The sequence below is a fragment of the Empedobacter falsenii genome, from assembly GCF_019308355.1.
Lineage (GTDB): Bacteria > Bacteroidota > Bacteroidia > Flavobacteriales > Weeksellaceae > Empedobacter > Empedobacter falsenii_B.
This window is the reverse complement of the sequence record NZ_JAAGKM010000005.1, coordinates 53899-70661: the sequence shown is the minus strand read 5'-3', so window position 1 is coordinate 70661 and position 16763 is coordinate 53899. Positions and strand designations below refer to the sequence as shown.

Genomic DNA, 16763 nt, shown 5'->3' with positions numbered 1-16763 from the left:
TATTTCTCTATGAGGAGAAGATATATATAAAAAATGTTATCACGATGGATTCTGTTCACACAACGGATTCGAATTGATTTCAGCGACAGGAATTATCCATTGCCATTTTAAATCTGTTGGCTCTATTGTATAAACGTTGTTAATAACAGTTGCATTGTGATTTGCTCCTGTACGATCTAATTTTTGACCTAATCGTTTTAAATCGAAGAATCTAAATCCTTCTCCCCATAATTCGATTCGTCTATTCAGTAAAATCTGTTGATAATATGCATCCCCAGAAGTTGTAAATCCTGTGAAAGATGTATCCCTTGCTTTTTCTAAAGTTGTTAATACTGCTTTAGATTCTGTTTCTTTTCCTAATTTATATAACGCTTCTGCTTCTATCAAATACATTTCTGCCACACGCATAAACGGTACATCTCCTAAAGAACTTGATGTACTTTGTGCTAAAAATTTTTGAGATGTATATGCAAATAGTGAATAGTTAGACGGTAAATCTAAACTTGTATGCTTTCCTGTCGGATCCACAACTTGCGTACGAACATCTGTTGTTGGAAAAGCATTGTACAAATTGGTATTCATCACTTTTGGAGCAGTACGAATTTGAGATGAATTGTAATTTCGAGACATATAAGCATGGAAATTTCCGAAATAGTCGGATTGATCTTCTTGAATTGTTACGCCCCACATCCATTCTGGATTTGAATAATCATTAAACCCAGCTTTGTATTGCGTTTGTGACATTAACGAAAATTGTGATTTTACCTCGTTAGCATATTCAGCAGCTTTTGCATAATCTTGCTGAACCAAAGCAACTCTTGCCATAATACCTTTTACATTTTCGATCGAAAAATGTGAAGCATTAGACGCTTTTTTTCCTGTTAAATAAGTTTCTGCTTTGGCTAAATCATTCCAAATTTCAGTATAAACTTCTTGTACAGTTGCACGCGTTTTTGGATCAACATCTTTTGGATCATCTCTTAAAACAACTCCTAAATCAGAATTTGCGGCACCTGCTACATATCTTTTACCATACAACTGAACTAATTGAAAATATCCAAATGCACGGTAAGCATAGGCTTCTCCAATAGCTTGATCTTTTATATCCTGATCTCCCGATGCATCATCTCCGTATGTAATAATGTTATTAGCATTTTTGATCATTTCGTACCAAAATGTCCAAGGATAAGATGAAGTTGTAGAAGAATTGTTGCTTTGAGAAATCCATCTTAATTCACTTACAAACCAGCCATTTCCAGTAGAAGGAAATACAACATCTTCTCCCATTACATCTGTAATAATCAATTGTGCAGTATATCCATTATTTCCTTGAGAAGAATTTTGTCTAACATACATATTTCTATGCATTCCATTTATTGCAGCCATTAAGTTATCTGCTGTAGAATAAATAGTTTGGTCACTTACTGAGGATGTCGGAACAACATCTAAATAATCATCACTACACGATGATAGCGAAAGCGACGATATTGCAATAACTGCTAGTAATAATTTTATTTTTTTCATTATAAATTCAATTTTAGAAAGAAACATTTAGTCCAAAACTGACCGTTCTAGACGGTGTGTAACGATAAGTTGTTGTACCATTGAATGATTGTGCTGGCTCTAAACCTTGTCTTGCAGTCCAAGAATATAAATTCTCACCAGAAACATACACTCTCAAATTGCTTAAACCAATTCCTTCAATTGCTCTTTTATCGAAATTGTAACCTAATTGCACTGTTCTGATTGTTAAATAATCTGAACTAACCAACCATCTCGTAGAAGCAGCAGAAGCATTTGTTGTATTTGCCGTACTCATAATCGGAACATTTGTAACATCTCCTGGATTTTTCCAAGCTGATAACATATCTGTACTAATTGCTTGCCCTTGCGGATAAGAGCTCATTAATAAAGCATAATTACTATCGTATGTTTTTCCTCCTAATTGATAATTCAACATCACAGATGCATCAAAATTTCCTATTCTGAAATTATTTGTAATACTACCATAAACGTCTGGTAATGCTGAACCTGAATAAGCATACAATGCATTTGCATAATTAGTCGTTACTTTAGTTCCGTTAACTGTACGCGTATTAGAATCGTCTGCTTTTGTTGGATCTTGGACATACAATGCCGCTCCATCCGAAGAATCTACTCCATACCATTGACGTAACCAGAAATCATACAAAGAATGACCTTCTGCAATACGTTTTGTTCCATTAATAATTGCATCATCCGCTCCATTTGCCATTTTCAACATTTCGTTTTCATTATGAGCAGCAATCAAACCTAAATCCCATGAAAATTTTTCATTTCTGACAATTCCAAAATTTAATGAAAGCTCGACTCCTTGATTTCTCATTTTACCAATATTTTGATAAATAGAGTTTCCTGGAACTCCAGCAGAATTTGGCACAGGAACAGCGAAAATCATATCTTTTACATCTTGTAAATAATATTCTAACGATCCTGAAATTCTATTTCTGAACAAAGCAAAATCTAACCCTACATCAAACGAATTTTTAGACTCCCATGTTAAGTTAGAATTACCAACTTGACCAAGTAAGACTCCCGATTCTGTCCCATTGTTATATCCCAAAGAATATAAATCTAAATCGACTTGATAACCTGGTTCTTCATCAATTCCACCATCATTCCCTACTTGTCCATAAGAAGCACGTAATTTTAATTCATTAATCACTGATGAATCTTTTAAGAAATCCTCTTTATGAATATTCCATCCACCACCTACAGACCAGAAAATACCTTGATTATTTTCATCCGAAAAACGAGATGACTTATCTAAACGAGCAGAAGCAGACAACAAATATTTGCTTGCATAATCATAGTTAACGCGTGCAAAATATCCTTCTTTTCTAATGATGTAATTGTACCCCGTTGCACTTGTTGTATTCAAGAAATTGACTAGTTCATAAATACCAGAAACAGTTTCTCCAGTTTTACGAATATTAGAATAATCAGTTTTTCTCTCAAAACTTTCGTGACCTAAGATTGCATCGAAGTTGTGTAAACCGAATGATTTTCTATAATTTAAGATTTGATTGAATGTTGTACCTGTATACTTATATTCCGTAATTTCTAAAGCAGCAGTACCAGACGCATCTCCAATTTCTTTATTACCATATTCTTTGTATTTGTAATTTCTTACATCATATGATAAGTTTGAAGTAAATGTTAAACCTTTTGCAAGTTTAATCTCTGCATTGAATCTTGAATTAATCGAATTTGTATCTTGATACTGATTGTTCAATAACGTTTCTTGCAACACATTTCGTCCAGAACTTGCACTAGAACCTCTACCACGAGATTCGTTTCCATCATAAACAGGATTTCCTTCGGTATCATAAACACGTTGTCCATTTGCATCATACAAATAAGGTGAATAAATTGGCCCCATTGCTCGTGTAAAATAAAATGGATTGATGTAAGAAGAACCTCCACTCGAATCTGCTTGATTCGATTTTATTAAACTTCCTGTTAAATTAGTTCCTAATTTTAACCAATCTGTAACTTGAGAATCCACATTTACACGTGCATTATAACGCTCAAAATCAGACTTAATCACATAACCAGTTTCTTTATTATAACCAAACCCTGCAAAATAAGTCGTCTTCTCATCACCACCCGAATAATCTATATCATACTTTTGAAAAGATCCAGTGCGAGAAATATAATCTTGCCAATCAAAATCATTGTACAAAGCATCTGACGAAGTTAAAACTCCATCAACCACAACCTGATCATTGGCAACTCCGTAAATATTATTTTTAAGATTATTTGTAATTAAATTAGTTGAAGCATAAGCATTCGCTTGTGCCAATGTTGCAGAAGAATTCGAAGCTAAATAGCCATTTCGCATAGATTCCCAAGTGGCAACATAATAATCTCCAGCTCCCACTCTTGAATATTCTGGCGTAGCTCTTGTTACAACTCCTGTATTAGAAGATAATCTAAACGATCCTTTACCTTTTTTACCCTTTTTTGTTGTAATCATCACCACTCCATTTGCTGCAGATGCACCATATAAGGAAGTTGAAGCAGCGTCTTTCAAGACTGTTAAAGATTGAATATCATTCGGATTCAAATCTTGCAAACTTCCTGTGTAAATAACACCATCTACAACATACAAAGGCGAACTCGATAAATTGTAAGAACCTACTCCACGAACTTGCACCGATAATCCAGAACCAGGTTGTCCAGAACCAGTAGAAACTTGTACACCAGCTACAGCACCATCTAATGCTTTTGCCACATTAGACAAAGGCCTATTTTCTATATCTTCTGCACTAATAGTTCCAACAGAACCAACCACAGTTTCCTTTTTTTGTACACCAAATGCAGTCACAACCGTTTCAGCAAGATCTACAGTTGAGTTAGACTGTAATTTTATAATACCCAAATGATTGCTCGAAACCACATACTCTTTTCCATTAATGATTAAAATATCACCAATTTTAGCATCAATATCAAATTCTCCATTTTCATCTGTGTAAGCTACCTTGTCAGATCCTTTGATCGTAATTTGCACATCTGCTTCTGGAAAACCATTGCCATCATTTATAATTCCTTTCGTTTGCCCATACGAAAATGCAGCAAAACCAAGAAAAGCGAATAAGCTTAATGAAGTTAATTTTTTTCTCATGTTTAATATAAATTGATGCTACAATGATATTTGACATCTTTAACTTCGAGATTATTTTAACTTTCATTCAATTTTAATTAGAATTTACTTAACATAAATAATGAATGATTTTGTTTATTATTTAATGGAATAATTAAGTAAAATTTTAAACATGACGTTTTAACTATTTTTAACATAATAATTGTACTAAAACGCACAACCTGATTTTCAGAAGATGAAAAAAATTGTAAAAAATAAATTTTTATGCTTCTTACAAAATGACTTAATATAAAAATCAAACAGACTTCAAAACAACTAAAATCATCCTTATATATAATATTGTTGTTTTCACAATATTGCATAAGATAATAACTATCAAAAGCAGTTAATAGTTGATAGATTTAAAAGCTTTTCGATACCTATTGTGAGGTTTTTTTGTGGAAAAATAAATGGACGAAAATAAAAAAAGCACTAATCAAATTGATTAGTGCTTTTTGAGGTTCCTAGCGGATTATAAGTATGCAATATGATAATTTGTTATATTGTATTGAATTCATTAAATCTTAATTAAATGCAATGAATATCAAAGTTTAATGACTTTTTCAACATTGCACATAATTGTTTCTAATTTCATTTGATTTCAATTTAGTCGGACTAATGTCGGACTCGATCTCTTACTTATAAATTAGTAATCAAAAAATAACAATTATGGCTAAAGTAAGATTTGTAGTAAAAGGATCTCAAGAAATCGTACAATTAATCATTCGAGTATCAATCTCAAGACAAAATGATTTTCAGAAAGGATCTAAAATATTCATTCCAAAAAAATATTGGAATTTTGAAGAAAAGAGACTTTACGATAAAAAAGATAAATCTTCATTTAAGAATGATGCGGATTTTATCACAACAATCAATAACTCCAATAGGCTTTTATCTTCGATTGAAAATTTCGTTTTTAATAATTTGTCAAATCCGGAATTCATTACCTCATCATCAATAGAAGATGAAATACTTAAATTTCATGGACTCCCTACATCTCATGAAACATTAATTAAAGAAAAAGAGATCGAAAGAAAAAAAGAAGTTGAAAATAACAATAAACTGTTATTATATATTCAAAATTACAATAATATTAGAGCTAATGATTATTCTATTGAAAACTCAACAAAACAAAAATATAAATATCTTGAAAGTGTAATATCCAATTATCAAAATTACATAAATAGAGAAATTAACATTATTGAATGTAATAAAGAATTCTTTTTAAACTTAGAAACTTTCTTATTTGATTACAAAATGTTAATGAAATCAACAATTAGACGAATATTAAAAAATCTTAAAACCATTATATATGATGCACGAAATAACGGACTTGATGTTAATCCTAGTATAAATTTTCCTATTCAAAGAATAAAAGAAGGTGATGTAGTATATCTCAACTTTAAAGAACTGGATCAAATAAGAGATTTTACAACTGATGATAAAATATTAACCTTAACAAGAGATTGGTTGCTCATTGGATGTTATACCGGACAAAGAATTAGTGACTTTATGAGGTTTACTACTGATTGTATTAGAAAATATTTAGACAATAATGGTAATGAATATAGTATAATAGAAATAACTCAAGTCAAGACTAAAAAAAGGGTTGCTATACCTATTCATCCAATTGTAAATGAAATAATTATTAAATATAATGGATTTCCTCCTTTATTCAGTCCAAAAACCTCTTCTAATGCAACAATATTCAATCAACACCTTAAAATTCTATTAGAACAAATAGGTATAAATAGATTAGTATTTGCAAAAGAATTTGATGAAAATGATAAACGAAATTACATGAAAATGATTCCGTTATATAAAGCTGCTTCATCCCATATATGTAGACGATCATTTGCTAGTAATTACTATGCACACCCAAACTTTCCAACACCATTATTAATGAGTATTACCGGACATCAATATGAAAACACTTTTTTACAATATATAGGAAAGAATGATATTAGTAATGCATTGCAAGTAGCAAAAATATTCAACGATTAATATAAATGCGTCATTAACGATATAATGACGCATTATTTTTAATTTGAATTTCGTGATGCATAATCAAATCTAAATTTCTTACTCTATATTTAGTTATTCCAATCACATTAAGTTTTTTGCCTGAAATTCTTCAATACTATAAATTATTCCCTGGTACATTTGATTTTTTTGATATTATATATTGTTTTATTGCATTAATGTTTAATCACTTGATATATAAAAAACTTAAATCAGAGGATCAAAATTTACATAAAACAAAATCAATAAAGCTTAAAGAAAACAAAATTTAAAATACAACTATTTGTATCTTTACAATCTTAGATATAAATACATGATTTCAACTAACTTCCATGCAAAGTATTTTGCACACGATTTAACTCGTCGTTTACCTTCAGATAGTGTAGGGAAATTCGTAGCTTCATTACAAGATGCTCAAGTTGATTTAAATCCTCATCAAGTTGATGCGGCTTTATTTGCTTTCCAATCTCCTTTATCAAAAGGTGCAATATTAGCTGATGAAGTTGGTCTAGGAAAAACAATTGAAGCCGGAATCATATTATCACAAAAGTGGGCTGAACGAAAAAGAAAATTATTAATTATTTCTCCATCGAATTTACGCAAACAATGGAATCAAGAACTTCTAGACAAATTTTTCTTACCATCTACAATTCTTGAATCTAAATCTTTTAACGATGAAATAAAAAAAGGTAATTTGAATCCTTTCAACCAAGAGGATCAAATCATCATTTGTTCCTATCAGTTTGCTAAAACTAAAGATGCATACATCAAACAAACAAAATGGGACTTAGTTATTATTGATGAAGCACACCGACTTCGTAACGTATACAAACCAGCAAATAAAACAGCAAACGCTATTAAGGAGGCTTTACATCCGTATAAAAAAGTATTATTAACAGCAACACCACTTCAGAATTCTATATTAGAATTGTTTGGTTTAGTTTCAATTATTGATGATTATGTTTTTGGAGATTTAAAAAGCTTTAAAGAACAGTACTCACGTAATCTGGATGAAGATTATCTTGAGGATTTAAGAAATCGTATTCAACCTGTTTGTCATCGTACATTACGCAAACAAGTATTGGAGTACATAAACTACACGAATAGAATACCAATTTGTGAAGAGTTCTTTCCTACACCAGAAGAAGAAGATTTATATGATCTAGTTTCTGAATATTTACAGAGACCAAAACTTTATGCACTACCGAATAGTCAACGTCAATTAATGACATTAATACTTCGTAAACTACTTGCATCCTCATCATATGCTATTTTCGGAACATTAAACACATTAGTTAATCGACTTGAAAGTATTTTAATTAAAGAATTGAATTCTGATTTGTTTGATGAAATTGATGAAGATTACGAATCGACTGATGAATTACAGGACGAATGGGATGACGACAATGATGATGATATTTCGGATGTGATTTATTCACCTGAAGATTTAGTTAACATCCAGAAGGAATTAGATGAATTAAAGCAATATAGAAACCTAGCTGAAAAAATTCAAAAAAATTCAAAGGCGGAACACCTTTTTACAGCACTTGATAAAGGATTCAAAGAACTAGAAAATCTTGGTGCAAATAAAAAAGCATTAATATTCACAGAAAGTAGAAGAACTCAAGATTTCTTATATAAAACATTAGAAAAAAGAGGATACAAAGACAAAGTAATATTGTTTAACGGAATGAACAATGATGCTAAGTCAAAAGAAATTTATAAAAATTGGATTCAAAAGAATAAAGGTTCAGATAAAGTCACTGGATCTAAAACAGCTGATATGCGTGCTGCATTAGTAGACTATTTTAAAAACGAAGCTACTATAATGATTGCTACAGAAGCTGCATCTGAAGGAATCAATTTACAATTCTGTTCCTTAATTGTTAATTACGATATGCCTTGGAATCCTCAGCGTATTGAACAACGTATTGGTCGTTGTCATCGTTACGGACAAAAACATGACGTTGTAGTGGTTAACTTTTTAAACAAAAAGAACGAAGCTGACATCCGTGTATATGAATTATTAGAACAAAAATTTCAATTATTTGATGGCGTTTTTGGAGCTTCTGATGAGGTTTTAGGAGCAATTGGTAGTGGCGTTGATTTTGAAAAACGTATTGCAATGATTTACCAAAACTGCCGTAAACCTGAAGAAATAAAAGCTGCTTTTGATGAATTACAAGAAGATTTAAAACCGCAAATTTCTGAAAAAATATTAGAAGCTAAAACTACTTTACTAGAGAATTTTGACGGAGAAGTTAGTGCAAAACTAAAAGCTAATTTATTAGAAACTACTGATTCATTATCAAAATTTGAGGAAAAATTATGGAAACTAACCAATTTTGTTTTAGTTGATAATGCTACATTCAATGATAATTTTTCATTCGAACTAAAGAAAAATCCTTTTAATGACATTAATATCAATAAAGGGAAATATATTTTACTGAGAACAGATGATAAAGGAAAAAAGAATGAAGTTCCGGAACATACTAATATTTACAGAATTGGTCATCCATTAGCGCAACAAATTATTCAAGAAGCTTCTATATTAGAAACTCCAACTCAAAAAATATCATTTAATCTTTCTAGTTCAAAATCTAAAATTAGTTACTTAGAACAGTTTATAGATGAAGAAGGTTGGATGAAAATTGTTAAACTTGAAATTGATTCTTTTGAAAAAGAAGATTACATCATTGCTTCAGCTATTTTAGATGATGGAACAGTATTAGAATCTGATATGGCTCTAAAATTATTCTCATTGGACGGAACTGAAGAAGGAGGAGTTTCACTTGATCCTGAATTTGCACAAAAACTTGAAGAAATTCACTTTGCCAATTGTCAAGAAATCATCAGTACTAACGCAATGAAAAATAATGATTTTTTTGATGAAGAAATGGATAAACTTGATCAATGGGCAGATGATATGAAACTTAGTTTAGATAAAGAGGTAAAAGACTTAGATGCCGAAATAAAACTACGTAAAGCTGAGGCTAAAAAAATCTTGAATTTAGATGAAAAAGTGAAAGCTCAAAGAACGATTAAAGAGCTTGAAAATAAGAGATCTGAAAAGCGTAGACGTTTATATTTAGCACAAGATGAGGTAGATGAAAAGAAAGAAAACCTACTTTCTGAAACAGAAAAACGTTTAGAACAAAATATAACTGAAACGGAATTGTTTGCAATTCGTTTTAAAATTCTTTAATATGACAAACGAAGAATTAATAACATTAGTTAATGAATTGCTCCAACAAGGCAAAGAATTAGAATGGCTTGAATTTAAACAAGGCGATGCGACAGATGCACAACGCTTGGGTAAATACATTTCTGGGTTAGCCAACGCTGCTAATTATAATAATGTGCCTTTTGGTTATTTAGTCTTTGGAATTAAAGATGAAACACTGGATATTGTAGGTACAAACTATAATTACCTCAATAAAAAAGAGAAAGGGAGTGAATTAGATTTTTACATTCGTAGAAACCTAAGTCCTTCGGTACATTTTCAGCATTTTGTTTGTGATTATGATGGTAATAAAATAGAAATATTTAAAATATCTGCTGCTCAAAATATCCCTGTTTCTTTTGAAAATGAAGCCTATATAAGAGTAGCTTCTAGTCTTACTGAATTAAAAAAATATCCAGATCGTATGAGAGCAATTTTAAATTCTCATATTGATTGGTCAGCAGAAATCGTACCTAATGCCACTTTAGAAGATTTAGATACTTACGCTATTCAAAAAGCAAGAGATATTTATAAAGAAAAAAACAAAAACAAGTCTTTTTATAAGGAAATAGACAATTGGACTAATGAAGTATTTCTCGATAAACTTAAAGTAACCATTAACGGTAAGGTCACTAATACAGCCTTAATATTATTGGGTAAATCAGAAGCATCACATTTATTGTCTCCTAAAGTAGCTCAAATCACTTGGAAATTAGATACCGAAGAAAAAGCATACGAGCATTTTTCTATGCCACTGTTTCTAGCAGTAAATGAGGTATTAGCTAAGATTAGAAATGTCAACTATAAGTTTTTTCCAACCAATCAATTAATTTCTATTGAAGTACCTAAATACGATAACGAAAGTATTTTAGAAGCTTTAAACAATTGTATTGCACATCAAGATTATAGTTTAAATTCTAGAATTATAGTTACTGAAAAAATAAACAAATTGATATTTGAAAATGCAGGTGGTTTTTTTGAAGGGAATGCCGAAGATTACTTTTTAGGAGAGAAAACACCTAAGAATTACCGTAATAAATGGCTGGTAGAAGCTATGGTCAATCTGAATATGATAGATTCAATGGGTTATGGTATTTTCAAAATGCTGAAAAGCCAAAAAGAGCGATATTTTCCATTACCTGATTATAGTAAGTCTAAGGGAAACGAAGTCATTTTAGAAATATATGGGCATTCTATTGACGAAAATTATTCAAAATTGCTGATAGAAAATAAAGATGGATTAGACCTTACACAAGTGATTTTACTGGATCGAATACAGAAAAAAACACCTATTACAGATGCTGCAGCCAAAATGCTGCGCACCAAGGGCTTGATTGACGGCAGAAAACCTAATTATTTTATATCGGCAAAAATTGCAGAATTGACCAACCGAAAAGCCGAATATACCCGAAATAAAGGATTAGATAAAGAAGTGCTTGAGTCATTTGTTTTAAAGCATATTGAGCATCATGGATTTGCTTCAAGATCAGAAATTAATCAATTGTTGATGGATAAACTCCCTGATTATTTGGATGAAAAGCAAAGAAAAAAGAAAATAGACAACCTATTACAGGGCATGAAGGATAGCATTCACAATGTGGGCTCTCGTACGGAATCAAAATGGGTGAAAATTAGGAAAGACTAGGAAAGGTTTAGGAAAGAAAAAGAGATTTATCAGATAATAATAAAATGCAAATAAATGATTTTCAGCATTTTGCAATAAAATATTTTAGGAAAGCTCAGGAAAGAACTTAGGGTACGATTAGGAAAGGGAAAAGGGGTTTGTTTAACAATTATAAAATACAAATAAATGATTTTCAGTGTTTTAAAAGAGGATATTTCAGGAAAACTCAGGAAAGATAGGAATAGACTTTGGGATACTTAGGTGATGTAAAGCAATGAAAAAGACAATGCATAATAAGGATTATTCTATTGTTAATCAGGGTTCTACAAGAAAGCCTATTTGGGTATTAAGTTTATCTAATGAGTAACCAAAGAATATTTTTAGACAAACTTTTCCAATTTTAGACAAACTTTAGTTGAACTTCGGAAAGATTAGGGATAAACTTAGGGCAATCTAGGGAAGATTAGGGATAAAAAAGAACGAATCCTGTCCATCCTAACAATCCTTTAATCATGTTCAAGACTATTTAACAACAAAATAAAGATTATAGTAACACACTATGGCTCAAAATAAAAACTTACAAAAATTAGAATTAACGTGGATTGGCAAAGGCGATGAACCTAAGCTAGAACCTCGCATTTTAATAGAAAACCCAGAATACTCATACGGTGACACAAACACCGAAAATATGCTGATACATGGCGACAACCTATTGGCATTAAAAGCCCTAGAACAAGACTATGCAGGTAAAGTGAAGTGTATCTATATAGACCCGCCGTACAATACAGGTAATGCTTTTGAGCATTATGATGATGGTATTGAGCATTCGTTGTGGTTGAATTTGATGTATTTGAGATTAAAATATCTATATAAATTACTATCTGAAGATGGGGTAATTTGGATAACTTTAGATGATAATGAATCTCATTATTGTAAGGTATTATGTGATGAAATATTTGGGCGTAAGAATTTTATACAATCAATAATTTGGAAATCTAGTGACAATTCTAACAATGATGCTAAGCAATTTTCAATTGACCATAATTCTATTTTAGTTTATAGTAAATCTCCAAATTGGTTATCTAAAAAATTAATTCCCAAAGAAGGTCAATCAAAACATTTTAAAAATCCAGATAACGACCCAAGAGGTCCATGGTTTGATGGCAACCCAATCTCATCACCAGCTTATAGAGAGAACTTGGTTTATGATATTGAAACACCAATTGGTACAAAAATAAAATCGCCTAAAAATGGTTGGAGATGGAGTAAAGAAACCTTATTTGAAAAAATGCAAACTGGTGAAATATATTTCAATAAGGATTATACAAATATTAAAAGAAGAACATATTTAGCTGATAGTAAAGGTTTACCTCCTTCATCGTTATGGGCTGATTTGGAAGAAACTGGTCATAATAGACAGGCTAAATACGAACAGAAAAAATTGTTCCCTGAATTTTCTAAAAGTGAATGGTTTGGTACTCCTAAGCCTGAAAAATTAATTAAGAAAATTCTATTATTATGTACAGAAGAAAATGATTTAGTACTTGATTCTTTTTTAGGTTCAGGAACTACTGCCGCAGTAGCTCATAAAATGGGGCGTAAATACATAGGTATTGAGTTAGGTGAACATGCAATTACACATTCTGTTCCTCGTTTAAAACAAGTAGTTGATGGCGAGCAAGGTGGTGTCTCTAAAGCTGTCAATTGGCAAGGGGGCGGTGGTTTTAAGTTTTATACTTTAGCTCCTAGTTTATTAAAGAAAGATAAGTTTGGGCAATGGATTATGTCCGATGAGTACAATGCCGATATGTTAGCCGCTGCAATGGCAAAACAAGAAGGTTTTAAATACAACCCAAGCGAAACGCAATTCTGGAAACAAGGTAATTCATCAGAGCAAGATTTTATTTTCACTACCACACAGTTTCTTACCGTTCAGCAATTAGAAGCTATTGCAGAAGATATGCAAGTAGGCGAAAGTTTATTAATTTGTTGCAAAGCATTCCAAACAGAATGTAAAAACAAGTTTCCAAATATTACCATCAAAAAAATACCGCAGTTGTTATTAGACCGTTGCGAATTCGGTAAAGACGATTACAGTTTAAATATCGTCAACATACCACAAGAAGATAACCAAGAAGACTACGATGTAGAAGAAGAAATTGAAAATGATGAGGAAGTAGTTGATACAAAAGAAAATAACCAAAAATCATTATTTGATTAACTATGAATCAAAACACTATTAACCAAATAAAACAACGTTTATCGTTGCGTTTACCTTTAGCAGAAGCGTTAGAAGTTACAGCAACCATAGCAGATCATATTCCTCTAAATAAAACGAAAAGAAATACTACTGTTCAGGAAGATTTACAAGTCATAAAAGGCTTGTATCCTTCTTGTACTGATTTTCAGCGTGCATTTCCTTCCATCACCCACAATATAGCTACAGGGGTTGGTAAAACACGTTTAATGGGGGCTATCATTACCTATTTGTATTTAGCAAAAGGCGTTAAGAATTTCTTTATTCTAGCACCTAACTTAACCATTTACGAAAAACTAATCAAAGATTTCGGAGACCCAGCATACAGTAAATATGTATTCAATGGTATTTCAGAATTTGTCCACAATCGTCCTGTAATTATTACAGGAGATAATTATGCACAGCAAGGGGCTTTGTTTAGCGAATCAGAAGTACGCATCAATATTTTCAATATCTCTAAATTCAATTCAGATAACAAAGGTTCTAAATCTGGTGGTGTAGCATTAGCACCTAAAATGAAACGTTTATCAGAATATCTTGGCGAATCGTATTGGAAGCACTTATCTTCTTTAGATGATCTTGTTGTCTTGATGGATGAAGCTCATCGTTATCATGCAGATGCTTCTAAAAAAGCGATTGATGAATTAAATCCTGTATTCGGGATTGAATTAACTGCTACGCCAACAGATGAAAAAGGAAAACCGTTTAAAAACATTGTTTACGAATATACCTTAGCTAAGGCATTAGCAGATGGTTTGTATGTGAAAAATCCAACCATCGCTAAACGTAAAAACTTCGATCCAAAAGGAAAAAGTACCGAAGAAATTGAACAAGTGAAATTAGAAGATGCTATTTCTATTCACCAACAAACCAAAACGGATTTAGAATTATACGCACTCAATAACGATCAGAAATTAGTAAAACCTTTTGTTTTAGTAGTTTGTAAAGATATTACCCATGCTAAAGCGGTTTATGATTATATCAATTCAACTACTTTTTACGAAGGGCAATACATAGGGAAAGTTTTACAAATCGATTCTTCTACTAAAAAAGATGAAGAAATAGAACAGTTATTCGTTTCGTTAGAAAATCCAGAGAACGAGATAGAAATTGTTATTCACGTGAATATGCTCAAAGAAGGTTGGGATGTTTCCAACTTATATACTATTGTGCCTTTACGTGCAGCTAATGCAACCGTATTAATCGAACAAACCATTGGTCGTGGATTGCGTTTGCCTTTTGGTGGTAAGCGTACGGGCGAAGCTAATATTGATAAATTAACGGTAATCGCACACGACAATTTCGATTCAGTAATTGCAGAAGCTCAAAATCCTGATTCTTTATTAAACAAAATGTCTTTTGTAGAATACGATGAAGAACAGGTAAAAGAAAAAACCATTGCAACGACTTCTGTATCTAAAGCAGAGAAAGAAATTGCAGTGGAACAAGCAAAGGTTGATGCTATTGTAGATGTGCAACAAAAACAAACAGCACAAAATCAAGTTGATGCTAAAAAGGCTATTATTTCTGTATTACCTACATTAAATAAAATTCCAGAGATAAAGAAAGTTGAAGATTTTGCTAAACCCGAAGTAAAAGCTATTGTAATAGAAAAAATTATAGAGAATTTTAGCCAAGGACAAGGGAATTTATTCGCTGCTGATATTGTTAAAGAAGCCGAATTAATTTATGAACCTGTTGTTTCTAATTACAAAAAGCAAATCATAGAAATTCCTCGTATGGACTTAGTTCAAGGGGATGCTCATGCTTATTTTGAAGATTTTGATTTAGATATTTCCGGATTTCAGCTTAAAGCATTCGATGATGAAATTTTAAGACAAAGTTTATCTGATAAAAAAGATATAGAAACTCTTAGAGCTGTTTCTAGTGGTAATTATGGTAATCCTATCAATAATATCATTGTAGAATTATTAAATTATTCGGATGTAGATTATGATGATAATGCTGAATTATTACATAAGCTAGCAAAACAAGCCTATGGTGCAATAGAAGCTAGTAATTCAGATGAAAAAGATATGAAAAAAGCAGTATTTCAATTTAAGAAAACCATTGCTGATCGTATCTACCTTCAAATGAAAAACCATTTCAAAATTGAATACAGCAACTACGAAAAACCAAACGTATTACCATTTACCAAAATAGAATCACATAATTTTAAAGCATTAGATAATAATGGTTTTAAAGATTATAGAGATACTATCTCACCTGTTAGTTTAGTACCAAAGTATGTATTTACAGGTTTTGAAAAAGCATGTCATTTTGAATACAAGTTTGATTCAAACACAGAAAAAGAATTAGCATTTGTACTTGAGAATGATAGTACAGTAGTAAAATGGTTAAGACCGGCAAGCAATCAATTCCGTATTTATTGGGATAATAACTCTAAACGTTACGAACCGGATTTTGTAGTTGAAACTGAAGATGCAATTTATATGGTTGAACCAAAATCGAAAGATAAAATGCAAGATTCCGATGTATTACAAAAAGCTGATGCAGCAAAAATATATTGTAAATACGCAACAGAAAACAATCTTGAAAACGGAGGAAAACCATGGTATTATGTTTTAATTCCACACGACGAAATTAATAAAACAATAAATTTTGCATACTTACTAAATAAGTTCCTAACAAAATAACAATTTGTAGCATCTGTCACAAAGCATTTACACATAATGGTTACAAAGAAGTATCCGATGGAGTTTGGAGACCTCAATCAGATCCATATTCTTCACAGATATGTAGCATAAATTGTGGCAAAAAACATACAAAGAAAGTACATGATTTAATTGATGAAGTTGAAGACAAATATAATAATGGAATAGATCCACATTCTAATCAAGAATATCAAAGAGGTAATGATGGAAGAATTTACGAAACCAAAAAATGTATTATGTGTTTCGGTAAAGGGTATACTGATTACATAAACCCTGCT

The 16763-nt window shown here is 31.3% G+C and carries 7 protein-coding genes; 5 read left to right on the top strand and 2 right to left on the bottom strand.

The annotated features are described in order from the left end of the window. Positions 1–39: 39 nt before the first annotated feature. Together G0Q09_RS03930 and G0Q09_RS03925 are read right to left on the bottom strand one after the other, a co-directional pair. Positions 40–1524: a RagB/SusD family nutrient uptake outer membrane protein gene (locus tag G0Q09_RS03930; RefSeq protein ID WP_219034037.1), complete on the bottom strand. Its 1485-nt coding sequence runs from the start codon at positions 1522–1524 to the stop codon at positions 40–42. A 13-nt stretch (positions 1525–1537) separates the two neighbouring features. Then, on the bottom strand, positions 1538–4666 hold the full coding sequence (locus G0Q09_RS03925; RefSeq protein WP_219034036.1) for a SusC/RagA family TonB-linked outer membrane protein: 3129 nt from the start codon (positions 4664–4666) through the stop codon (positions 1538–1540). A gap of 687 nt (positions 4667–5353) precedes the next feature. Here G0Q09_RS03925 and G0Q09_RS03920 point away from each other — a divergent pair. The 5 genes from G0Q09_RS03920 to G0Q09_RS03900 all read left to right on the top strand — a co-directional run bounded on the left by G0Q09_RS03920 (position 5354) and on the right by G0Q09_RS03900 (position 16467). Then, complete coding sequence (locus G0Q09_RS03920) at positions 5354–6688, top strand: tyrosine-type recombinase/integrase (protein WP_219034035.1); 1335 nt, start codon at positions 5354–5356, stop codon at positions 6686–6688. 331 nt (positions 6689–7019) lie between these two features. Further along, positions 7020–9911, top strand: a complete 2892-nt coding sequence (locus G0Q09_RS03915) for an SNF2-related protein (RefSeq protein WP_219034034.1) — start codon at positions 7020–7022, stop codon at positions 9909–9911. A 1-nt stretch (position 9912) separates the two neighbouring features. Continuing rightward, positions 9913–11574 carry an RNA/DNA-binding domain-containing protein gene (locus G0Q09_RS03910; protein ID WP_219034033.1) on the top strand — a complete coding sequence of 554 codons (1662 nt, stop codon included), beginning with the start codon at positions 9913–9915 and terminating at the stop codon, positions 11572–11574. 538 nt (positions 11575–12112) lie between these two features. Then, the gene (locus G0Q09_RS03905) at positions 12113–13774 is read left to right on the top strand and encodes a site-specific DNA-methyltransferase (protein WP_219034032.1); all 1662 of its coding nucleotides are present in this window, start codon (positions 12113–12115) and stop codon (positions 13772–13774) included. Positions 13775–13776: 2 nt separating this feature from the next. Beyond that, positions 13777–16467: a DEAD/DEAH box helicase gene (locus tag G0Q09_RS03900; protein WP_219034031.1), complete on the top strand. Its 2691-nt coding sequence runs from the start codon at positions 13777–13779 to the stop codon at positions 16465–16467. The last annotated feature ends 296 nt before the right edge of the window (positions 16468–16763 follow it).

What these genes read in the sequence shown, in the direction of transcription:
- G0Q09_RS03930 (WP_219034037.1), bottom strand. Translation starts at nt 1,524, where the DNA reads ATGAAAAAAATAAAATTATTACTAGCAGTTATTGCAATATCGTCGCTT.
- G0Q09_RS03925 (WP_219034036.1), bottom strand. Translation starts at nt 4,666, where the DNA reads ATGAGAAAAAAATTAACTTCATTAAGCTTATTCGCTTTTCTTGGTTTT.
- G0Q09_RS03920 (WP_219034035.1), top strand. Translation starts at nt 5,354, where the DNA reads ATGGCTAAAGTAAGATTTGTAGTAAAAGGATCTCAAGAAATCGTACAA.
- G0Q09_RS03915 (WP_219034034.1), top strand. Translation starts at nt 7,020, where the DNA reads ATGATTTCAACTAACTTCCATGCAAAGTATTTTGCACACGATTTAACT.
- G0Q09_RS03910 (WP_219034033.1), top strand. Translation starts at nt 9,913, where the DNA reads ATGACAAACGAAGAATTAATAACATTAGTTAATGAATTGCTCCAACAA.
- G0Q09_RS03905 (WP_219034032.1), top strand. Translation starts at nt 12,113, where the DNA reads ATGGCTCAAAATAAAAACTTACAAAAATTAGAATTAACGTGGATTGGC.
- G0Q09_RS03900 (WP_219034031.1), top strand. Translation starts at nt 13,777, where the DNA reads ATGAATCAAAACACTATTAACCAAATAAAACAACGTTTATCGTTGCGT.